General features: G+C 31.8%; 22 protein-coding genes. 16 read left to right on the top strand and 6 right to left on the bottom strand.

Annotation, left to right across the window (positions count from 1 at the left end; genetic code table 11):
• The 3 genes from N4A35_06620 to N4A35_06610 all read right to left on the bottom strand — a co-directional run bounded on the left by N4A35_06620 (nt 1) and on the right by N4A35_06610 (nt 1,510).
• Nucleotides 1-465 carry a hypothetical protein gene (locus N4A35_06620; protein ID MCT4581075.1) on the bottom strand — a complete coding sequence of 155 codons (465 nt, stop codon included), beginning with the start codon at nt 463-465 and terminating at the stop codon, nt 1-3.
• A 108-nt stretch (nt 466-573) separates the two neighbouring features.
• Entirely contained in the window at nt 574-1,146 is a 573-nt protein-coding gene (locus tag N4A35_06615) for a hypothetical protein (GenBank protein ID MCT4581074.1), read from the bottom strand.
• A 91-nt stretch (nt 1,147-1,237) separates the two neighbouring features.
• Nucleotides 1,238-1,510, bottom strand: a complete 273-nt coding sequence (locus N4A35_06610) for a hypothetical protein (GenBank protein MCT4581073.1) — start codon at nt 1,508-1,510, stop codon at nt 1,238-1,240.
• A 643-nt stretch (nt 1,511-2,153) separates the two neighbouring features.
• On the opposite strand from N4A35_06610, the gene N4A35_06605 reads away from it, so the two are divergent.
• From N4A35_06605 to N4A35_06555, 11 genes are all read left to right on the top strand, one after another.
• Nucleotides 2,154-2,726 (top strand): Crp/Fnr family transcriptional regulator, encoded by a 573-nt coding sequence (locus tag N4A35_06605; protein MCT4581072.1) that lies wholly within the window; start codon nt 2,154-2,156, stop codon nt 2,724-2,726.
• 135 nt (nt 2,727-2,861) lie between these two features.
• Entirely contained in the window at nt 2,862-3,551 is a 690-nt protein-coding gene (locus N4A35_06600; protein ID MCT4581071.1) for a DUF4386 domain-containing protein, read from the top strand.
• Between the two features lie 21 nt (nt 3,552-3,572).
• Nucleotides 3,573-4,883, top strand: coding sequence for a beta-lactamase family protein (locus N4A35_06595; GenBank protein MCT4581070.1), 1,311 nt, complete (start codon nt 3,573-3,575; stop codon nt 4,881-4,883).
• Between the two features lie 525 nt (nt 4,884-5,408).
• Nucleotides 5,409-6,020 carry an N-acetyltransferase gene (locus tag N4A35_06590; GenBank protein MCT4581069.1) on the top strand — a complete coding sequence of 204 codons (612 nt, stop codon included), beginning with the start codon at nt 5,409-5,411 and terminating at the stop codon, nt 6,018-6,020.
• Nucleotides 6,021-6,030: 10 nt separating this feature from the next.
• Complete coding sequence (gene rsgA, locus N4A35_06585; protein ID MCT4581068.1) at nt 6,031-7,092, top strand: ribosome small subunit-dependent GTPase A; 1,062 nt, start codon at nt 6,031-6,033, stop codon at nt 7,090-7,092.
• A 127-nt stretch (nt 7,093-7,219) separates the two neighbouring features.
• On the top strand, nt 7,220-7,864 hold the full coding sequence (locus N4A35_06580) for a class I SAM-dependent methyltransferase (protein MCT4581067.1): 645 nt from the start codon (nt 7,220-7,222) through the stop codon (nt 7,862-7,864).
• 89 nt (nt 7,865-7,953) lie between these two features.
• Entirely contained in the window at nt 7,954-8,403 is a 450-nt protein-coding gene (umuD, locus tag N4A35_06575; GenBank protein ID MCT4581066.1) for a translesion error-prone DNA polymerase V autoproteolytic subunit, read from the top strand.
• 1 nt (nt 8,404) lies between these two features.
• On the top strand, nt 8,405-9,661 hold the full coding sequence (locus N4A35_06570) for a Y-family DNA polymerase (GenBank protein MCT4581065.1): 1,257 nt from the start codon (nt 8,405-8,407) through the stop codon (nt 9,659-9,661).
• A 5-nt stretch (nt 9,662-9,666) separates the two neighbouring features.
• Nucleotides 9,667-10,308 (top strand): SOS response-associated peptidase, encoded by a 642-nt coding sequence (locus N4A35_06565; protein MCT4581064.1) that lies wholly within the window; start codon nt 9,667-9,669, stop codon nt 10,306-10,308.
• A 204-nt stretch (nt 10,309-10,512) separates the two neighbouring features.
• The gene (locus tag N4A35_06560; GenBank protein ID MCT4581063.1) at nt 10,513-10,863 is read left to right on the top strand and encodes a YciI family protein; all 351 of its coding nucleotides are present in this window, start codon (nt 10,513-10,515) and stop codon (nt 10,861-10,863) included.
• A 13-nt stretch (nt 10,864-10,876) separates the two neighbouring features.
• Nucleotides 10,877-12,109 carry a sigma-70 family RNA polymerase sigma factor gene (locus tag N4A35_06555; GenBank protein ID MCT4581062.1) on the top strand — a complete coding sequence of 411 codons (1,233 nt, stop codon included), beginning with the start codon at nt 10,877-10,879 and terminating at the stop codon, nt 12,107-12,109.
• A 34-nt stretch (nt 12,110-12,143) separates the two neighbouring features.
• On the opposite strand, the gene N4A35_06550 is transcribed toward N4A35_06555, so the two are convergent.
• A complete protein-coding gene (locus tag N4A35_06550) occupies nt 12,144-12,545 on the bottom strand; it encodes a hypothetical protein (GenBank protein ID MCT4581061.1) in 402 nt (133 codons plus the stop codon).
• Nucleotides 12,546-12,671: 126 nt separating this feature from the next.
• Between N4A35_06550 and N4A35_06545 the strand changes: the two genes are divergently transcribed.
• The 5 genes from N4A35_06545 to N4A35_06525 all read left to right on the top strand — a co-directional run bounded on the left by N4A35_06545 (nt 12,672) and on the right by N4A35_06525 (nt 20,100).
• Nucleotides 12,672-13,178: a hypothetical protein gene (locus N4A35_06545; GenBank protein ID MCT4581060.1), complete on the top strand. Its 507-nt coding sequence runs from the start codon at nt 12,672-12,674 to the stop codon at nt 13,176-13,178.
• Nucleotides 13,175-13,639 (top strand): hypothetical protein, encoded by a 465-nt coding sequence (locus N4A35_06540; protein ID MCT4581059.1) that lies wholly within the window; start codon nt 13,175-13,177, stop codon nt 13,637-13,639. The genes N4A35_06545 and N4A35_06540 overlap by 4 nt, the downstream gene beginning before the upstream one ends.
• A 9-nt stretch (nt 13,640-13,648) precedes the next feature.
• Nucleotides 13,649-14,287, top strand: coding sequence for a hypothetical protein (locus tag N4A35_06535; GenBank protein MCT4581058.1), 639 nt, complete (start codon nt 13,649-13,651; stop codon nt 14,285-14,287).
• An 86-nt stretch (nt 14,288-14,373) separates the two neighbouring features.
• Entirely contained in the window at nt 14,374-19,371 is a 4,998-nt protein-coding gene (locus N4A35_06530; protein MCT4581057.1) for an amino acid permease, read from the top strand.
• Nucleotides 19,372-19,383: 12 nt separating this feature from the next.
• A complete protein-coding gene (locus tag N4A35_06525) occupies nt 19,384-20,100 on the top strand; it encodes a mechanosensitive ion channel (protein MCT4581056.1) in 717 nt (238 codons plus the stop codon).
• A 306-nt stretch (nt 20,101-20,406) separates the two neighbouring features.
• On the opposite strand, the gene N4A35_06520 is transcribed toward N4A35_06525, so the two are convergent.
• Nucleotides 20,407-22,374, bottom strand: coding sequence for a glycosyltransferase family 39 protein (locus tag N4A35_06520; GenBank protein ID MCT4581055.1), 1,968 nt, complete (start codon nt 22,372-22,374; stop codon nt 20,407-20,409).
• Complete coding sequence (locus N4A35_06515; GenBank protein MCT4581054.1) at nt 22,374-23,114, bottom strand: DUF2807 domain-containing protein; 741 nt, start codon at nt 23,112-23,114, stop codon at nt 22,374-22,376. Before N4A35_06515 ends, N4A35_06520 begins: the two co-directional genes overlap by 1 nt.
• Nucleotides 23,115-23,116: the final 2 nt, after the last annotated feature.

The raw sequence follows: 23,116 nt of genomic DNA, 5'->3' as shown, positions 1-23,116 counted from the left end.
TTAATCTTTTTCGTCAATAAACCCACTTGAAAAATCCATTATACCACCATCATAATCACTTTTATATATTAAACGTTTAGAGGTTGGATGAAAAAAACCAATTTCTAAGGGATCTGTTAGGTCAGTATATAAAAATCCCATAGGTATATGATTGTTTACAAAATTTACGTTAAAATCAGTATATGGAATAATTAATATTATTGAAAAGTCTAAAAGTTTACTTTCTAAATTTTTTTTACTTTTCATTAGTGTTTTATACTGTTCAGAGTAATTGTTGATTATATCTAAATTTACATTTGGTGATTTTTTATCGTTATATTCAAGATATAGCTTTGATGTCTTAGTGCTATTATTCGTTATACAATATTCTATATTAAGTTTTGGTAATAAGTCTTTGGTTATGGAACAATTTCTATATTTAGGATGTCGTTCTAAAATAATTTTAATTTTTTCTTCTTTATTCATAAAGTTAAGATTGTTATATAATAATTAGTATTAAAGTTTTAATTCCTATATTTTTAATACTCCTTAATAAATGTTTCGATTTAAGTTCTGAAATCTAATATATTTTTCTTATCTATCTATATATCGTTCACATAAACCATTTACAAAGGTGAAAACATCGCCTGATGATTTGTTTCCATATATATAGATTAACTTAGTTTTTGTCTTTAATTCTTCTTTTTCTTTTTTGGTTGGAAATCCTTTAGTATCGATTAGCATCTCTTCAGTCATTCCAATAAAGTAGTCATGATTGTACAATTTATCACCTGAAACTTCGCCATATTTATCGATAAGAAAAAAACGTTTTTCAATATCTTTGACATTACTTTTTATTAAATTAACGTCTAGGTCTTTTAAGCCTTTTATTGTATCATCCCAGTTATTTATTCTTTCTTTATATTTTAGTAAAGGTAGCATAAGGCCGTATTTAGGCATGATTACACTTAAAGTATAATTAACCTTCTTAACTGGAGCAGTTTTTAATTCTTCTATAGTTTTATCATAGTCCTTAATGAATTCTCTAAACTTTTCATATCGTTTAAGGTTTTGATTTCTTAACTCTTCTTGTTTTTTATTCTGATAACGATTAAAAAAGTATAAAATAATTCCAATGAAAATTATTGATAAGATAAACTCTAACATATTTATAATTTATTTTGTTTTTTCATTTCTTTATTAGTTAATAAATACTATCCTAATAAATTAATAAAACACACTACAATATTAATGTAACCTATATATTCTCAGCCAATATATTTCTCAATGCTAGTCCAGCTTTTGTAGAAAATTTAGTATATAAAGAAGGTAAAGATGTGTCTTGATTTTCTAACTTTCTGATGTGTGAATTCAATAAGAATAATGAATTTAAAATATTTATTTCATTATCATTTAACTCGTTTTTATGAGAAATATATCCTAAAAGGTTGTCGAAAATAATTTTAGAATCTTTTAAATTTGTTACTGGGGAAATGCTTTTGATTAAATTATTTAGCTCACTTAATTCCATTATTTTTTTTACAAAAATAAGCAAAAGTCAAGTCAAGTCAGTCTTGTTAGGTGTTTAACACTAGCAAATAGGTGTAAATACTTAAAATCTTTACTGTAAAACACCTGTAATTTTTATATCACACCTAAACTTTTAAGCCCTTCAATAGCTAATATTACTATAACCAGTATTAAGCCTAAAAACATTCCTTGTTTTATGTTGTCTTATCTTGATGGTGGGTAGTTTCTTTTATTCATAGTATATACCTAACAATTCTCCCTGCTTACAACTTTAACCAGGAATATCTGTTTAATTTTCTTTTTATCTATTTCTTGTTTGTCAAAATCTTGTAGTTTCCAACTTTATAAGCTACCGTTTTTCTTATGGAAGAAAATAAGCAAATCTGGTTAGGAGAAGGGGGGACAACTCCCAATGAAAGACTGATAACTACTCCTTTGTACATATCATAGTGCTCCGAAAGTTAAGGTTTAACCAATGCAGAGAAGCGACTAAGTTGTAGCTTTATAAATTTAAAGATAAACAAAGGATAAGTATTGAATATTTTTCTAAGGTTTGTTATCTTGTAGTTCTTTTGCAACTTCTACCTACCAATAGGATAGCATTCAATATTATACACAATAAAGAATTAGATGGAATAAAAATTATGGAAAAACAAATAATAGAGTACCTCTCAAAATATACTGTAATTACAAAAGAGTTAGCGAACGCTATTAAAGAAAGTGCGTTTTTCAAAAGTTATAAAAAGGGAGACATTTTACTTAAAGAAGGTGGTTTTTCAAATGAATGTTATTTCATATTAGAAGGTTGTATTAGGAGTTATTTTTTAAAAGATGGAGAAGAAAAAACAATTGAATTTTATACCGAAGAACAAATTGTTACACCAGCCAATTATGCAAAATCAATACCCTCTAAGTATTACTTAGAATGTATTGAAGATACTGTAGTCAATGTTGGCAATCCAGCTTTGGAAAAAGAAATGTATAGCAAGTACCCACAATTAGAATCTTTATCAAGGATAATCGCAGAAGTTATACTGACAAAAAATCAAGAGACGTTTACTGAATTTAAAACATCTAGCCCTGAAGAGCGATATTTATATATGCTAAAAACAAGACCGAATCTAATGCAAAGAGCTTCTCAATATCAAATAGCGAGCTACTTAGGAGTCCAACCAGAATCTTTGAGTCGAATTAGAAAGAGGTTGATGAAAAAATAACTTGAGTTCTTAACTTAAGTCAATAAGTTAAAAGTTACGTCATCCTATTTTTGTGGTTGAATTATGACCTAATTTTAAATAATTGAAATTGATTATTTAAAACATAATTCGCGAAATTTATTAAACGAAAATATGATGAACGGAATCAAAAAAAAATCAATTGCAATTGGTGTATTATTAATACTTAGTATAGTTGTGGGGATTCTAAGTGTAGATGCAGTTATAGACGAGCCGAATAACCTTCCTGCGATTTCTAAAAATGCAACCCCAATATTAATTAGGGCTTTGATGCAATTTATCTTAGCTGTTATTTATGCTAGTATTCCCATTGTCCTGTATTCATTATTAAAAAGATTTAATAAAAGTTTGACAATTGGTTTTCTCGCTTTTAGAATGATTGCTGTAGTATTCCTATTTATTGGTTGGTTAAGCATACTCTTAATAGTGGATTTAGGTCAGGAATTTGAAAAAGCAGGAAGCCCTGAATTCTCTCCTTTTCAAACAATAGATAATTTATTGCGATCGGCTCGAGATTTAATTAATCATGTAGCTATGCCTTTAATTATTAGCGTGGGAAACTTTATGTTTTATTACATTCTGTATCAATCAAAACTTATACCTAGATGGCTATCTGTATGGGGACTTGTAGCAACACTATTGAGTAGTGTTGTGGCGAGCTTTCTTTTGATGTTTGAGGTTATCAATATTATTACACCAGCTTATATTGCTTTAGCTTTCCCAACAGCATTATTGGAAATAGTTCTGGCAATAGGGCTGATAACTAAAGGATTTGATGCAAATGTAATAAGAGAAGAACTAAACTAAAAATAACCAACTCCAAACTAAATGAAGTATATTACAATTTTACTGATGTTGATGACAACACTTGTGCATTCTCAAAATAAGTCGAAACTAGAAAGTTATATGGATGCGCAAGCGAATATTAATGGCTTTTCAGGAACAGTACTTATAACAAAAAATGATTCTGTTTTGCTTAAAAAAGCCTATGGGTATGCAGATCTTGAATGGGAAATTCCCAATACAATAGATTCAAAGTTTAGTTTAGCCTCTGTTTCCAAACAATTTACTGCTGTAGCCATTTTACAGCTTGTTGAAAATGGAAAAATATCGCTCGAAGATAAACTGAGTAAGTATTATCCCAATTTTTCTTATGGAGAGCAAATCACAATAAAAATGATGTTAACTCATAATGCAGGTTTTCAAATGGACTATGACGAACTATATCTAGCTAAAACAGCTTTAGATAAAGATACTGTTGCAAACTATATTATGCAAAAGCCTTTATTATTTGAGCCAGGTTCAAAAACAGCATATAGTAATATCGGTTACTATTTATTGGCTCGAATTATAGAAAAAGCGTCCAATCAATCATATGCCACCTATTTGAAATTAAACGTATTTGATAAAGCAAAAATGTATAATTCGGGAATTAGTAATAATGATTCAATTGTCTCTAAAGCTGTAAAAAACTATTATAAAAAAGACAATGTTTGGGTTAAAAACCCTTATATAAATTGGAACTTCAATATTGGACATGATGGAGTATACTCTACAGTGGATGATTTATATTTATGGAATAAAGCATTATTTGACAGTACTATTTTGCTTAGTGAAGTTTCTAAAAATAAAATGTTTACCTCATATAATGACCAAAAATTTGGTTTAGGTCTTTTAATCAATCCTTTTTATAATCAGAATCATGTATTAATAGCACATGATGGAGGTTTCTTTGGAGCTATGACTTCGTTCAATAGATATACGGATGATAATATTTTTATTACATTATTATCAAACAACCAATCACCATCTTACTTAATTGCATACGGACTTGCTGCAATCATTTTTGACAAACCAGTTGAACTACCATATCAACATATTCAGGTCAAGATAGATCCTAATCTTTATACTGATTATATAGGAACTTATGGAAATATTATAATTCTTAAAAAGAATGAAAAGTTATACTATTTGGACTATGAAACAGAATTGTTACCAGAATCTAATGTGAAATTTTTCTGTTCCAATAATAACTATAAGACAGTTGAATTCGTGAAGAATAAAAAAGGAAAAGTTTCTGAAATTATAGTCACTAAGGCAGGTGTTCAAGAGATTAAAAAGAAACGAATTAAAAAATAAAATATTCTCCAACAATGTAAAGAATAGAAAAGATCGTACTACATTCTAAAATGATGGCTCGTTTCAAAGTCTGCGCTTAACTTCTTCTAGACTTTGGGGATAAATAAAAGATCAATTAATTATGGTTAAAAATGTTTAAACCAATGAATGGGTGATTTCACCTAAGTAACGAATATCGAGCTTACGCTTTTTACATCAATGCTAAAGCAGAAAAATTAATCACAAAGAATTAGTTCCTAAAAAAATCGTACCTTTGTACCAATATCTATAGCTAGATATTGAAAGATTTTTATGAATAAAGTAGAGCTAATTTTACATACGGATATTGTAAAATAGATGACCTAAACAATTATTGGTCATCGTATTTTCAGGAGGGAAAATTCTTCCCTAAAATCGAATAGTAATTTCTTAAATCACATATTATGTGATTAGGGGTGTTGTGTCTTGTACATAGCATTCGTATTAAAGCATGGTAAATTATTCAGTTTATTGCTGAAGATTTGGTATGCGTAAATTATTTCTATCATGAATATCAATATCAGAAAAGTAAAAAAATCAGAATATAAGCAAACAGAATATTTAACAAGAGAAACCTTTTGGAATTTATATCAGCCAGGATGCTCAGAACATTTAATATTACACAAGCATCGTAAGAGTAATGATTATATAGAAGAATTGGACCTTGTACTGTTACAGGGGACAAGAATCATAGGGCATGTTATTGCAATCAGAGCTATGATTGTTGAGCATCACGGTTCAACAAATGAAGCATTGCTCGTTGGGCCTGTTTCAATTCATCAAAATCATCAAAATCAAGGTTGGGGAACACAATTGATTAATCATTTGATTGTTGTGGCAAAACAAATGGGATATAGTGGAATGCTACTATATGGAAACCCTGATTATTATCACCGCTTCGGTTTTAAAAATGCTGGTGATTTTGAAATCACTACAGAAGATGGAAAAAACTTTGATGCATTTATGGCATTAGAATTATCAAAAGCTTCACTCAATGGGAGCAAAGGAAGGTTTTTGATGAATAAATCCATTAATTATTCGAAAGAGGAGTTAGAGGAATTTGATCAAAAATTTCCGCAGAAAGAAAAGAAAGCTCCTAAAATTAACCTCAATGCTTAAAAAGATAAAAATGGAACTAGCAAAATTAGGATATACAACTGTGTTAGAAGACTATAGAAAAGCTCAAGGATTAGAACATTTTTCAGTTGGTAGAGTCATCGCAGAATATAAAGAAAGATATATTGTAAGAACAGCACAACAAGAGTATGAAGCCGAAATTATTGGGAATCTTCGTTATACAGCTCAAAGTCGAGTAGACTTTCCCGCAGTAGGAGATTGGGTAGCAATATCAACCTATGAAAGTGATAACGCGTTTATTCATGCGTTATTACCTCGCAAATCTGTAATCGAAAGAAAATCAGTAGGAAAAAAAGGTGAAAAACAAATTATTGCCAGTAATCTAGATAAAGCCTTTATTGTACAAGCTGTAGATAGAGATTTTAGCATCAATAGAATTGAAAGGTACCTAGTCATTTGTTATGAAGCCAATATCGAACCAATTATTGTGCTGAATAAGGTAGATCTTATTGATGCTTTAAAAACTGCAGAATTAGTAGAAAAGCTTAGGCAAAGAATTAAAGATGTTCCTATATGCCTTACGAGTAGTAAATCTTTAAAAGGAGTAGAAGTATTTCAAAAACAGATAGGACCAAGCAAAACTTATTGCCTTTTAGGATCTTCAGGAGTAGGAAAAACCACGTTGCTAAATACTTTATTAAAAAGTGAGGTTTTAAAAACGGCTAATATTAGTTTATCCTCTAATCGAGGAAAGCATACAACAACCCATAGAGCCTTAAAAATATTGGAGAATGGAGGAATGCTGATCGATACCCCAGGAATGCGAGAAGTAGGAATAGCAACTTCTGGTAAAGGTGTAGCAGCAACATTTGAAAGTATAAATGCTTTATCAACTCAATGTAAGTATAATGATTGCACTCATACAGTAGAACCAGGATGTGCTATCTTATTAGCTTTGAATAATCATGAAATAGAGCCAGCTTTATTTGAAAATTATAAGAAACTGCTAAAAGAACAGCAGCATTTTGAATCAACCGTTCAGGAAAAGAATAAAAAAGGTAAAGCACTGAGCAAGCAGATTAAACATTATAAAGAGATGAAAAAGAGAAAGTAATCTTATCAGGTCGTTTAATCGATATAAAAGCTGTTGGACAACTACCCAACAGCTTTTTTGTTTATACCAATTAAGTCCTAAAATAATCCCTAACTTTACCCTATATTAAATTGGAAGCATAAACATTATGAGTGAAGCATTAAGAAATCAACTAGGAGTAAAAGAAGAGCAACCCAATGATTGGTTTGAAACGCTCTATTCACAGACTTCAGAATCTGGAGAAGGTGTGCCATGGGCGAATATGGCGCCTCATCCTATATTCAAAAAATGGTTGGATGGTCAAGCGTCAGTTGGAAATGGGAAAAAAGCGTTAGTAATTGGATGTGGGTTGGGAGATGATGCGATTGAACTCGAAACCAAAGGTTATGAGGTGACCGCATTTGATGTGTCGAATAGCGCGATTGAACTTTGTAAAAAAAGATTTCCCAATACTAAGGTAACGTTTGTTCAAGCTGATTTAATTGCAGGAATCGAAGAATGGCATAAGCAATATGATTTAGTTTTGGAAATATTTACCATTCAAGCTTTACCTCCAAAATATGAAAAAACACTCATCAAAAATGTTGCTGATTTGGTAGCAGATAATGGATCATTGGTGATGATTACAGAAATTCAATACTCCAAAAGAACATTCGAAAATGGTCCACCTTGGCTCTTAAATAAAAACTATGTCGAAGCATTTGAACAATTAGGGTTAAAGAAGGTTTTTAATTCAAACGATCAAGAGCCAGAAATGGGAGATGAGATTCATCTGACTATATTTCAAAGATGAGTTAATTTTATCAACCATAAACGACAACATTTCAACAACGTAATAAAATTACGTGTACAATACGATACATTTGTACAAAGTGTTGTGATTTGAAGCTAAAAGAAAACCATAAAAAAAGAGGCTTAGACCTCTATAGGATAGAAGCAAGTAAAAAGCTTTCTATTCCATTAGCTGATGGAGGTGTCAGTGCTGGTTTCCCATCTCCAGCACAGGACTTTTTAGATTTAGCAATCGATTTAAATAAAGAACTTATCCCCAACCCTGCATCTACTTTCTATGCTCGAGTAAATGGACAAAGCATGGAGGATATGGGAATCGATTCAGGAGATTTGGTAATTATAGATAAAAGCTTAATGCCACAAAATGGTAAAATAGCAGTCTGTTTTTTAGACGGAGAATTCACCATGAAGACAATCAAATTTGATAAAGATTGTTGTTGGTTAGTACCAGCTAATAAAAAGTTCCAACCGATCAAGGTTACCAAAGACAACGATTTTATTATTTGGGGAATCGTTATCCATGTTATCAAATCCTTTTAAGATGTATGCTTTAGTCGATTGTAATAATTTTTATGCTTCTTGCGAACGTGTTTTTCGTCCAGATTTAAAGGATAAACCTATTGTGATTCTATCGAATAATGATGGATGCGTCATTGCACGTAGTAATGAGGCCAAACCCTATATTCCCATGGGAATGCCTGCTTTTAAATTTAGAAAAGCGTTTAAAGGTCACCAGATTCATGTGTTTTCTTCAAACTATCCACTTTATGGAGATTTAAGTAACCGTGTTATGACTACATTAAGAACGTTTACACCAGAAATAGAAGTCTATAGCATTGATGAAGCCTTTTTAAAACTAGAGGGGATCAAAGCTAATGCTATTGAGGAATATGGCAATAAAATAAGAAATGTAGTTACTAAGAATACAGGAATTCCAATAAGTATAGGTATAGCGCCAACTAAGGCATTAGCAAAAGTAGCCAATAAGATCGCCAAAAAGTTTTCGGATAGAACCAACAATGTTTATGTTATAGATAATGAAGAAAAACGCATAAAAGCTTTAAAATGGTTAAAAATAGGAGAGGTATGGGGGATAGGAAGAAGACAAGCTATCAAGTTAGAAGATAGAGGAATTTACAATGCATACGATTTTACGTTAAAACCTGATGCTTGGGTCAGAAAAAGAATGTCTGTTGTAGGATTACGCCTAAAACAAGATTTAACAGGAGTCCCTACACTTAAATTAACAGAAGTTAAAACAAGAAAAAACATTGCGACAACACGAACATTTGATGGAAACTATAAAGAGTATGAACAAGTTAGAGAGCGCGTTGTAACATTTGCCATAAGCTGTGCAGAAAAATTAAGAAAAGAAGCTTCTAATTGTAACGCTGTAATGGTGTCATTGAGAACCAATAAACATAGAAAAGATTTACCACAATACCGTAAAAGTATTATTGTCAAATTACCATTTTCAACCAATTCCAATATAGAGTTGTCGAAATTTGCAATACAAGGCTTAGAAAATATTTTCAAAGCAGGATACGCATATAAAAGGGCAGGAGTTATAGCAATGGATATCACCCCAGAACAAGAACAGCAATTGGTATTGTTTAACAATTCTAATCCTAAACATAAAGCTTTAATGAAAGCTGTAGACCGATTAAATTTAGCTATAGGAGAGCAAAAAGTTAAATTAGCAAGTCAAGACCTCGAAAGGACTTGGAAAATGAAGCAGGAGCATCTTTCGCCTCGTTATACAACGCGATTAGATGAAGTAATCACCATTCATGTATAAAACCAATGTGTTTCCATAATAAACAAAAGAAAAAGGCAGAAGAAGCAGAAAAAAAGTATCAAGCAAAAGTAAAAGACAAAGCAAATTTTTTAGTGTCAGATCATATCAATGCCTTTACTTTTCCTCAAACACCTGTTATTACCAATGAAGATGTTACAATCATCCAAAACATAAATTGGGGATTAATTCCTCATTGGGCAAAAGATCAAGAAATAAGAAAGTATACCGTTAATGCTAAAATGGAAACATTGTACGATAAACCAGCTTTTAAAGATGTGGTACAGAATAGATGTATTATACTCTCTGATGGCTTTTATGAATGGCAGTGGAGGGATTCAAAAGGAAAAAATAAGTTAAAACATTTGATCGAAATAGCTGAAGGAGAACTCTTTGCTTTTGGAGGGCTTTACAGTGAATGGTACAATACTTCAACAGGTGCAATTGAAAAAACATATACAATAGTGACAACCGAAGCAAAGGGAATGATGCGAGAAGTACATAATTCCAAAATGCGAATGCCCGTAATCCTAACCGAAGAGAATGATCAAGCATGGCTCGGAGGAGAAGATTTTAAAGCATTTACTGAAATTTCTCCAAGATTAAGTGCTACTCCTATTATAGAGAATGGAATGTTGTCTTTGTTTTAGGAGCCTTTATTATATCAGAAAGAGTAGCGAGGTTAATAGCTTATCAGATAAGATGCTTTTTCAAGGTATAAACTAGTAAGTAAAAATGCGTATATTCATCGTATGTTCGATTTATTTTTTTTTTGAAAAAAAATAAAATATTGGTCCTATTCTCAAAAAGCCATTCGTCCAGTAATTGAATATTAATTTAAAAAACTAAAAAAAATGAAAGATTTTATGATGTTGTTCCATAGTGAACCAGATGCAGATTTAAACCCAACGCCAGAACAAATTCAAGAAGAACTAAAAGACTGGCAAGAATGGATGGGGAAAATAGAAGAGCTCGGAAAATTAAAAAATCCAGGAGATGCTTTAGGTTTTGAAGGAAAAACAATAAATGCTGATGGATCGATTACTGATGGACCATATGCTGAGTTAAAAGAAATTGTTGGAGGTTATATTGTTGTTTCAGCCGACAATATTGATGAAGCTGTAGCTTTAGGAAAAGGATGCCCAGTTTTAAAGAATGGTGGTAAAGTTGAGGTAAGAGATATTATGATTTTTGAGGGAATGTAAGTCATTGTTATAAATGAATACAGACAAATTATCAGAAATATTTAAAGTAGAGTACAGTAACTTAGTTGCTGTACTCTACAATTTTTATGGGGTAAACGATATCCAATTAGCTGAAGATATCGTTTCAGAAGCCTTTATGAAAGCGATGAAAACGTGGGCGCATAAAGGAATTCCTGAAAACCCAAAAGCATGGTTAAGAAAAGTCGCTCAAAATAGTTTGCTCGATCATTACAGAAGAAAAGCAAAATTTAATGAAAGTATAGCTCCAAAATACAAGGAACAATTTGAGCAATTTTCTGAAATCAAAATAACAGAAGAGCTAATAGAGGATAGTCAATTAAACATGATTTTTGTTGTCTGCGATCCTCAGTTGAATAGAGAGGCTCAAATTTGTCTCGCATTAAGGATTTTATGCGGGTTCAATATAGAAGAAATAGCCAAAGCTTTATTGTCGAATAAAACGACTATTAACAAAAGGTTGTATCGCGCCAAAAATGAATTAAAAAATAAAATAGAGTTTAAAAGGCAGCTTTCTGAAGAAGAATACAAAGCAAGAATGGCTACCGTTTTACGAATTATTTACCTTATTTTTAATGAAGGTTATTACAGCAGTGTAAATGAAAGAAATATAAGGTATGATATGTGCTGGGAAGCAATGCGTTTAGCAATTTTATTAAGTAGAAAAAAACAGTTTAATCAACCCGAAATTGAAGCTTTAATTGCGTTGATGTGTTTTCATTCTTCTAGGTTTGAAGCTAGAATCGAAGGGTTAAATGGCGATTTGTTATTGAATGAACAAGACCAATCTAAATGGAATTTTGAGTTGATAGAAAAAGGGAAGACTTACCTTAAAAAATCGGTGAAAGAAAGTTCCGTTTCAAAATATCATTTAGAAGCAGTAATTGCTTATTGGCATACTACAGAATCTCAAAATAAATGGGAACATATTTTAAACTTGTATAATCAATTGCTAGTAATTGATTACTCACCAATAATAGCAATGAATAGAGTTTATGCTGTAGCAATGGCAATAGCTGTAGATGAAGCATTAATAGAAGCTCAAAAATTGGATTTAACTGATCATTCTCATTACTATTGTCTATTAGCTGAATTACACCGGTTAAAGGAAAATAGTAGTGAAGAAATTAACTATTTAAGTAAAGCATTGGCGCTTAGTACCAAAAAATCTGAACAAGTGCTGATAAAAAATAAATTAGCTATAGCTTCTTCTCGTTTAGATGAGTAAACAAAGTCCATAGAAGTAGGTAAGAGAAAGTAAGCTATGCTCTTTTCACAGCAAAAGGAGCTTCAAAAATAAATAAACCATCCTCAATGACATAGGGATAATAAAAAATAGGCTCTTCTGATTCACTATTAATAATATCTACAGCAAAAGCATTAGTTGGAGCTTCACCCTCATTGATTTGAAAAGTAACTTCATATACCGTAGCATAAGCAAGAATTTCTTTACGTTCAAATTCAGGTTTTAAATAATTTAGCAAGGTATCAACAACCTGCCCATTTTTAGTCGATTTTTTATTTTCAGGCTCTAGCTCTAATGGATGAACTTGTTCTACCTTTGAAATAAAAGCACCAAAAGGGTAGAGGTCAGCTGTTTCCTCGAAAAGTTCTTTTGCAAATTCAGAACAATGGTTTAGTAATTCTGCGGTATAATTATGCATAGTATATTTTAAATATTAAGACAAAAATACAAGATAAAAAGTAGCAAAACTTTAAAAAAAGATAAAAAGAGTTTCTATTTCAATATAATTTAGAACTTTGCAAGGCTGTTTTAATTATTTTAAACAATGGGTAGAAGAAAGAAAAAAAGACCACCAAAGGCTCAAGAAGAACCAGTAGAAGTGTCATATTTACCACTTAAAGTGTTGTGTTTTATGAGCCTTGCTGGGTTTATCATCTCGATGGTTGCCGATACAGGAAACTATATTTCATTTGGAAGTTTTGATGAGATGAAAAGCGCACCAGACCAAACTCAATTTGAAATATTAGAAACCCAGTTAGAGCAGTGGAAAGAAATTGGTCTAGATGTCTCGAAAAGAGGGGTGGAGAAAATTTCTGTCATGTATGCAGTTCGAACATTCATTGATATTTTTGCGATGGTAGGTGTGGTTTTTATGTACTTTAGGTTAAAAATAGGTTATATCATCTACACGATTTTCCAATTTACATACATTGCAGTACCCTATTTCTTCTTTGGAGGATTAGCAACATTTGTAGTTCCATTTAGTTCTATTGCAATTACATTGATTTATGTCGCATTATTTACAGCTCAACGTAAACATTTAATTAGATGACAGAAGAGACAAGAGAAATATCAATTTTAAAACGAAATTTAAGGTTAATTAAACGCCTTGTTTTTGGTAAAGAAAATCCACCGCTTTTCTTACGAATTATAGCTATTGCATCTATAGGATGGAGTATCGTCATTACCATAGCTATGTTGGGATTATTATTTTTAATATCCTTTACTCCTGATGTGGCTGTATTAGATGATTTAGATATGTTAGATCATCGTTTTTATATCTCATATATTGGCTTACATCTGATTTCTATTATAGCAGTAATCCTGATGTGGAGAAAAAAAGTAATAGGCTTTTATAGCTATACACTTGTTGGTGTTCTTATTCCTTTCTGGAACTCATTTTTTCTGCCTGTATTTGAGTTAAATTATTTCTTATTGGGAGTTTCAGGACTTTTTATAGCCTTGTTTGGCTTAAACTGGAGAGTGTTTAATTCCCAAAAGAAAGCAGCATAATTTTATTCGATGAGATTTATTTTTAGCATACTATTATTTCTTAAGGTGAGTTTACTGTTTGGACAGAATACTACACCCGTTTTTCAACCTCCTATTCCTGTAGAATTAATGGTGGGAAATGAGTATACCCAATACAAGATGATCGTAACAAAACAAGTAAACAATAATAAGCTAAAGTTTTTTAACTTACTCAATTTAGAAGTAGATCATGAAAATTTAGAGACAACCAATTTCTTTAATCAATCGGTATTGTTTTATGATTTTACAGCTAACCTTAGTGGAGGAGTGGGATTGAATTATAAATCTTTTGGAGGTGCAAAGCCTGTAATTTCAGTCTTGTATTCAAAATTTTCAAAAGCAAAAGGATTAATCATTCAACCCACAATAGAATTAACCAACAATGGAGCTAAAGAGTTATTTGTATTGTATGAACGAGTGCTTCAAAATGAAAAAAGTTTTCAGCCATATTTTAGGTTAGACGCCTTTACAGCTTTTCTTAAAGCACATGACTATAGTTTTTTAAATTGGCGTATTGGAGTCAATAGAAAAGGATTAAGGTTTGGTCCAGCCATCAATATGCAGTATTTTGGAAACCAAGGAGATAGTAAATATAATTTTGGAGGTTTTATTCAAGTGTTGATTTCATAATTTTGAGCTTTAAATAGAGTTCTTAATAGCTTCGCTATCCCATCAACTAAAAAATCCGTATTTTAGGTGATTAAAACCAAAATAGAATGGCAAGCGGAGGAAAATTTGGAACGTTAGGAGGAGTATATACACCATCAATATTAACCATATTGGGGGTAATCATGTACATGCGTTTAGGATGGATTGTAGGAAACGCAGATTCATTGTTAACCGTCATCATTATTATTTTAATGGCACACATTGTCTCTGTTTCTACAGGGTTGAGTGTATCTTCTGTTGCTACAGATAAAAAAATAAAAGCAGGAGGTATATATTACATGCTCTCTAGAAGTTTGGGCTTTCCAATTGGAGGAGCTATTGGTGTCACGATCTTTGTGGCAACAGCCCTGAGTATAGCGTTGTATTTAATTGGTTTTGGAGAAAGTGCACTGCCTGTATTAGGGATGGATGTAACGATTAATAATTTGAGGATTATAGGTACAGCTGCATTAGCACTTATTGTTACCATAGCTTACATTAGTACAAGTATTGCCATTAAGTCACAATACATCATTTTGGGATTAATCATACTTTCATTAATCTCAGTTTTTATGGGGACTTCTGATGGTAAAGGATTCGATTTTTCTTCAATAGCAGAAGGTGTTGGAGGAGCTGATTTTTCGGTTTTATTTGGTATCTTTTTCCCCGCTGTAACAGGTTTTACAGCGGGTGTAGCAATGTCAGGAGACTTGAAAGATCCTAAAAAATCAATTCCCTGGGGAACCATGTTAGCCATAGGAACAGGGTTATTGGTTTACATAACACTTGCAATATTTATTAATTACAACATTCCTGTAGCAGAATTACAAAACAACAATAATGCATTAGTAGAGTTTGGGTATTATGGAGTTTATTTTGTAACAGCTGGAATTTGGGGAGCAACCTTATCATCTGCTTTAGGTGGAATTTTGGGGGCTCCACGTATTTTACAAGCCATGTCAATCGATAAGATTACTCCTCGATTTTTTGCCCGAGGTGTCGGAGAAGATAATGAACCTCGTAGAGCTTTAATGTTGACATTTGTATTAGCCGAGCTGGGAATTTTGATAGGAGAATTGGATGTCATAGCTGAAATCGTAGCGATGTTTTATATGGCAGCTTATTTGTTTATTAATCTTTCATGTTTCCTAGAACAATGGGCAAGTCCAGATTTTCGTCCAACATTTAGGATTTCTATTTTTGTCCCCCTAGTAGGAACTATTGCTACATTTCTTCTAATGATTCAGCTTAATTTGGTTGCGGCATTGGTTTCTGTACTTATTATGGGAATAATTTTCCTTTGGCTAACACGTAAGCAACTCGAGTTAGGATCTGGAGATGTATGGCAGAGTGTATGGAGTTCAGTTGTTAAATTAGGATTGAAAAATCTAAATAAAAAAACAACACATAATCGAAACTGGGAGCCCAATATTCTGTTGTTTAGTGGAGGTACTAAAGCAAGACCCCATCTTTTAGAATTCAGTAAATCCATAGCTGGAAGAAATGGGATGATTTCAAATTTTGACTTGATAGAAAATAAAACAGCAAAATTATTATTCCCTAAGCATAAACAATCAGTAGCACTCGATGATATTCATGATGATTCTATTTTTCATCGCAAACAAGAGTGTAAAGATATTTATACAGGAATTGAAGTCATTGCAGAAACCTATGGGTTCTCTGGTATTGAACCCAATACGGTCTTAATGGGGTGGGCGAGGAATACTAAAGATCCCACACGTTTTACAGCGCTGACTAATTCATTACATCAATTAGACTATAACGTTCTGTTTCTAGATTATGATGCTGAAAAAGGATTCGGAAACAAACAAAAAATAGATATATGGTGGAATGATATCTCACAACTTAGCTACCTTACAGTTCAGTTAACAAAGTTATTGATGACCTCAAGTGATTGGTCAAATGCTTCTGTAAGGTTTTTCTTCCTAAACAATGATAATGGGCTACAGTATTCAATTAAGAAAGCGATTGAAAAACGAACAGAAGAGCTAAGAAATCAAGTTTCTATAGAAGTCATTAACAATGAAATAGAACAGAAGAATTTTTATGAAATTGTAAAAACGTATTCTTTTGAATCTGATTTAATTATCATAGACTTACCAGAATTAGATGAGACCAATGAAGCACATTTTGTTGCTTCAACTAATGATTTGTTAGCAATTTTAGGAACAACATTAATTGTTAAAGGATCTTCTCATTTTCATGATGGTTTAGGGGTCAATTCTAAAATTGAAAAGGAGTTCAATACCATATCCAACAATCATTTAGAAGTTAAACTTGAAGAAGAACTTCCTGCTTTGGGTAATGTTGCTTTCCATGAAGCATCTCCAATCGTTGAACATTTAGATCAACAATTATTAGTGTCCAACGAAAATTTTGTGAATGCTGTTTATAACCCCTTAAATAAGGTTTATGAAGTGTTTTCATCAGTGTTGTCTGATGATAATATGGAAACAGCTGCTGTACTTGAACAAATTGAGCAATTATTAATTGATATACAAGACAATAGGTTGAGTGCTGTAGGCGAGGGAATAGCCCTTGGAATAAAAAATCAAATAAAAAACATTAAAGGAGCTATAGATGAATTGCCCTTTCAAGTAGTTCGAGAATTTACACCAGATGAATTGCTGATTAAATCAAGTGATTCCGCTAAATTAGCTAAGCAAAAGAAACGATTAACAAGATGGACTAAACAACCAAAATCTAAAGTTAAGATTCAGGCAATTGCGCAACATCATTATGAAAATGGGTATTTAGTAGAATTCAAAGCTAAATTGAATACAATAGGATTGGCTTCATTTCAATTAAATGTCGTCATCAAAAAATGGCTGTTAGAATGGGCTGAGTTAAAAGATGAAACAGAAAAAAGAGCAGCAATAAAAGAACTAGGAGAGGCCCTACATCAACATATTTTGAGGTATAAGCAACGTACGTACAATGTGCTCAATAGATTGAGTAGAAAGTATAGTAATACCATCTTATTAGATGCCAATAAGCTTGAAATAAAAGATCTTGTAATTCTTAGAGAAGAAGAAAGAAGTGCTAGTGCTTTAAAAGCCATTTATGAATCAATATCTAATTACCCTTCTACATGGAAAAATAATTCAGGTTACTTACTTAACCAATTGAGTGTTAATGTGAGTTTATTGAAACTTAAGGATACGATCATTCCGCATGTTAATGCATTGAATACTGAGATTCAGGAAAAGGAGATCAACCCAATCATAGCTATTGCTGAAACTGTAATGGATGACGCTGATAGCTTGGAGGTGGATAACTTGATAGATCTTGAGAATAAACTTTTAGAATTAGGGATAGATTTTAATGTCGAACATTTTGTACAAGGATTAACCGAAGAAATAGAACAGAAGATTAAAGCATTTTGTAGAGATGTTGAAGTTATTCCGTTAAAAGCGTTAAATGAATTTGAACAGCGACAAGATGATATTGCGCCTGATCAAATAAATGTACGACGAGTAACAGATTATTTAATTGAAAATGAAATCATCAATGAAGTAAATAGTTTACTGCATCTGATAGCTAATGAAGTAAAGTCAGAATCATTGAAAATGGAAAATAGCATTCGTTTGTTACAATTTTCAATCACCAACCAAGAGGAGGATGCCATTCTATTGAAAAAAGTAAAAGATAAAGTTCAATTAGAACTTTCGGAGTCAGTTACGCATTTAGGGACAGTAAGTGAGCGCTTAGCTGTTGAAATCAAGCATATTATTACCCATCTCAAGACTATTTTAGTAGATGATATCGTACTGGGGAGAGCAGAAAATTTGAATGGTATTATTAGAAGAGAAAAGGCTAAAAAGGGATACAAAAAATATACAAGGAGAGCAAGTTACTTAATAGATAAGACCAATAATAAAGTAGATAAATTAATTATAAAAGGAAAAGATCTATTAGCAATATCTAGTCATCAGTATCGAACTAAAGCTCTTCAAAATCCTCATTCTAAAATAGGAGCCTTTGTAGATAAAATTTCTATTTCTAAGACGATTAATCAAAAATTACCTTTTTACTATCAGCAGTTGTTTACTGGTAAACATAACGCTCCAACTACACCTTTATCGAATAGGATGAGTGAAATTTCACAGTTTTCAAATGCTTATGAAAAGTATCAATTTGGAAAGAAAGGAGCGATTTTATTTACAGGAGAGCACCATTCAGGGATGAGTTATCTGATCGAGAATATATTGAATATCAATAGTTTTGAGAAAGTTTTAAAAATTGAAAAGCCATCAATGAATTTTGGTGATGCTGAACGTCTGATCGAAAGAGCCTTTAAGAATGCTTCAGGTCAAAATTTATCGATAGATGAGCTGATGAACCAATTACCCAACAATGCTGTAGTAGTGATTGAAGATATAGAGCTGTGGTGGACTAGAACAGAAAAAGGAACGTTGTCTTTAAGTCATTTTAATTCCCTAATTCAAAAGTATAGGCATAAAGTTCTTTTTCTTTTGAGTTGTAATACACATAGTTATCAGTTGCTTCGAAAAGTTGTTGATCTTGATACTAATTTATTGGAGACCATTACATTAAGTCCATTAAAAATTCATGATATTCGTATTGCAATTCTTAGTAGACATAGAAGTGGAGGGTTACAATATGAATGGAAAGGAAAGCATGAAAAAGAACTTGGGAAACGTAGAGAAAATCAAATAATTAAACGAATTGCCGCTGTTTCTGAAGGGAATATCGGAGCTTGTTTTTATACTTGGTTAGGAAATATAGAGGATGTACAAAATAATACCCTTGTTTACCATACTATTGACCAACAAGAGTTACCCAATATGTTGACGATTGAACAAGATAATATCTTATTACAAATCTTACTTCATAAAGAGCTTTCAATGAAGCGTTTAGAAAAGATTTATAAATTCGAAAATAAGGAACAATTGTTCAATAATGTGGAAAGCTTATACAGAATGGGGCTCATCAATGAGATTGGAGTAAAGAATTATCAAATTAACCCTTTTGTTACTTTAAAAATTGTGAGACACTTAAGAAGAAAAGAACTGATTAATTAAGAAGATATAAAAATGGAATTTCAAAACATCCCTTTAAAAGTAATTGTCCTGCTATTAATTCAAGCTTTTTGGATTATTAGTTTTTTTATGGTGCTTCAACATGTTGTCATTCGCATGATTAAAAAGGAGCGTTGGCATGATTGGCTAGCGTTTTATGTACCACTAATACGTAACATCGTTTGGATTTTATTTGTCGTTAAAATCGTCTATACATTTGGAAAATATCAACCACTTCTAACACTGGCTTTAACTGGTATTATCTTAGGGTTAACTTGGACTATTTTACGTGATTTTGTACAAGGAACAGTTTTTAGGTTCCAAAAAGGAGATATTATTGGTCAACAAATCCAACTTAATGACTTTAAAGGTAGAATCATTAAAATGGGGGAAACCAAAATGAGCATTGAATTAAAGAATGGCGAAATTGTTCAATTGCCATATAGTAAATTGTTTACCAATGTGTTGATAAAGCCCATATCGAATCGTCAAATTAAAAATCAAACCTTAATATTAGCAGTTTCCAATCAAGTTAAATTGGAAGAGTTAAAAACAGTGCTAGTCAATAAAGTTATTGCTTACCCTTGGGTGGTGATTAAAAACGGAATAAACATAGAGTTTTTTAATGATGAACAACAACAAAGAAAAGTTAAGTTATCCTTTGCCATTTCTTCTAACTCAAAAGGATTGCTAATAGAGGAAGAACTCAGAAGTCTAGTTGCTGGACTTTGATAATTAGACAATTAGATAATGAGCTGATGAGATAATTAGCTGATGAGATGATGGGAGCATTATTTAATTAGAAAATAGAGTAAAGAATAGAGACAATTAGATAATGAGCTGATGAGAGAATTAGATGATGGGAAAATAGTAAAGATGAAGATTCAACCAATTATGTCATTGCATCATTAAATCATTACAGCATTAACTCCAGTCAGTTCGAGTGCCGACAGAGGAGGTGTATCGAGAACTAGACGGCTTCTTGAACTAGAAAATAGAATAAAGAATAAGATTCAATTTATTACAACATTACACCATTCAATACATCGTCACTTTAAAATCTTTGACCAATATTTTTTCTTTACCTCCGTTCCAGATATAAAGGCTTACTTTATGATTGGGAGAAGCAACAGGTTGAGAGGTAAATAAATAGGAGTGATTTCCTGTTTGAACTTTACGATCTTGGTAGGTAAAGGTCTCGTTTTCATTGGATATCGCAAAAATTAAATTTGCAGATTTTAACGCATCACTTCGGATGTCTAGATTAATTTTAATTAAACAGTTTTTAGCAGTAAGCTGTTCTAAGTTGTAGCGTTCCAAAGTCAGTCCAAACTCTTCATGCTGATCAATTACGATTAAAGAGTCGGCATTAAAGTCTTTATTTCTCCAAATACTATCCCTTTTAATTGTGTTCTGATAAAATGGTTGTTGTTGGTCTATTTGAAGTAATTGGTCAATTGATTTAGGAGCAGGGGTTGCTAGTTTCTGATAAACAGAAAAAGCACCATTACCACCAATTCTTTGAATATAATGACTCAATTCAGGGAAAATACTATTAACAATATGTTGAGCTATATGGTCTTGCATAACAATATAGTCGTAGTTCCAGTCCATTTTTTTAATGATGTTGTCTTGAGTTAAGAAGTGAACACTATAACCATATCTTCTTAAAAGGATAAACGGAATATTGGGAGCTTCAGAATCTAAAACTAATAGCTTGGCGTCTTTGGGAATGTTGAGTTGATGTAATAACTGATCCCCTCCAGAATAGCTATTAATCACAGCTAGTGTTTTATCCCAAGAACCAGTCTCTTTACGTTGGATTTGAGCATCTAAAGTATGATCTGTCATTGCTTTAGTAGCATAAACAAGCAAACCAGCAGCAATTAAATTGAAGTAAAATCGATCAAACTTTATATAAGTGAGGATAATAACTGTGTAGAGGATAAAAGGAGTAAAAAATGTATCAATAAAGTAATAATCGTGCGCTTTAAATTGCTTTAGCATTAAAAATGAATACATCAAAACGCCTGTTAAGACAATCACAAATTGTAATAATAATTGTTGATGGAGGGGAGAAATGGTTTTAGTTCTGATCAATTGAATTACCCCAAGTATTAAAGAAACAGGAAGAAATAAATAGTGCCATTTGGTTAAATAATGCCATTTCCAATTTTCAAGTGCTGAATAGAATAAATGCTTAGCAACTTCCCAGCTATCGGGAGTTAATGGTTTACTCAGAAAAATAGAGCCATATAGACTTCTCAAGTAATTGTTATAGATAAAATACCCAATAATGAATGAAAAAGAAATAAGATAACTAGCTAGAATAGTATAGTTCATCTTTCTTTTTTTGAGCACATTTAATCCCTCTTGGCAAAACGTAGCAATTAAGAAAATAGCAAATGGCGTTCGAGTTAAAGTTGCCAATGTAAAAAAAGTAATGGCTATATAAAAAGATTGATACTGTCCTTTTTTTAAATAAAGAAGATAGTAGTAATAAGCAATAATAACAAAAGAAAGTGCTGGTATAGACGGTAAAAATCCTGCTCTATAATAAAGGTAAACAGGCGATAACAAAAGCAGAGCTACTCCAAATAAAGCCTTAATATCTGAACCATTCAGAGCTTTAATCAAAAGAAATAAAAACAGCATCCCTACAATACTAAAAAATAAGGTATAACTTCTAAAAATCCAAGGCGCTTCACTATCAAATAATCGCATCAACAAAGCTACATTATAGGTGTGAATAGGGAAGTCGGCAGCGGTAATTCCATTCTCTTTGGGAGTCTGAAAATAATCAGGGAATTGTGGATTTTGTACAAAGTTTTGAGGGTGAAAAAAATCCAAACCGTTATCAATAAAACCTAAGGATAAAGCATAATAATCACTTTGAGCCCAAGCATGGATATGTTTAGGAAAATCATTGATTTCTCCTCGATGAAGTAATATACTGATATAAGTAAATAACAGTATGAGGAGACCGTTTTTAAGTAGAACTTTCATTAATTATTATCAATAAGTTGGCTTCCCATAGTGTTAGAAATAATAGCTGTAGTAGGAGTACCTTTATAATAAATTTTACCTAAGCTCAATAACTCAACAACTAAGGTGTTATTACTTTTTACAAAAACATCAGAATCACTTTTATTACTAACTCTGAGGTGTTCTACTTCTAAGCTTTCAAAGTTAATTTTGCTATAGCCAAAATGAAATAAATTAGCGCTTTCAGCTTGTCCTTTTATTAGTCCAGTTAGCGTCCCATTAATTAGTTTAACGACCAAACTATTGGCGTTAACTTCAATATTGAGATCTCCATTTGCTGAATGCGAATAAATGTGTAGAATGTTGTTGGAAATAGGAGAGGAAGTGCTGACGTTTCCATTTCCTTTAATGTTTAAAACACTAATGTTTTTATAGTGAATTTCGATTTGAGTTTTTTTATCAAAGTCACGAAGAAAGTCACATTTGCTCTTATCCTCAATTACCAAAAGGCTATCTGCTGTGTAATAATTAAAATGATCAACTCTATTTTTATAGGAGGAAATCTCCATATAATTAGATGAGTCAGGAATGAGAATAAAGTTCATGTCATCATGTAACTCAAAACCTTTAAAATCGATCTGATTGAGGTCAATAATTTTGGTTGCCTCATCGCCATTACCTTTCCAACAAGTGCGTTCTTCAGGTTTTTTACAGGCCAATATGATAAAAATAAGAACAGTAAAGGGGAGTAAGCGTTTCATGT

Source organism: Flavobacteriales bacterium (assembly GCA_025210295.1).
Classification (GTDB): Bacteria; Bacteroidota; Bacteroidia; order Flavobacteriales_D; family Parvicellaceae; genus S010-51.
The sequence above is the reverse complement of the archived record's forward strand: the minus strand, read 5'-3'. Positions and strand labels throughout refer to the sequence as shown.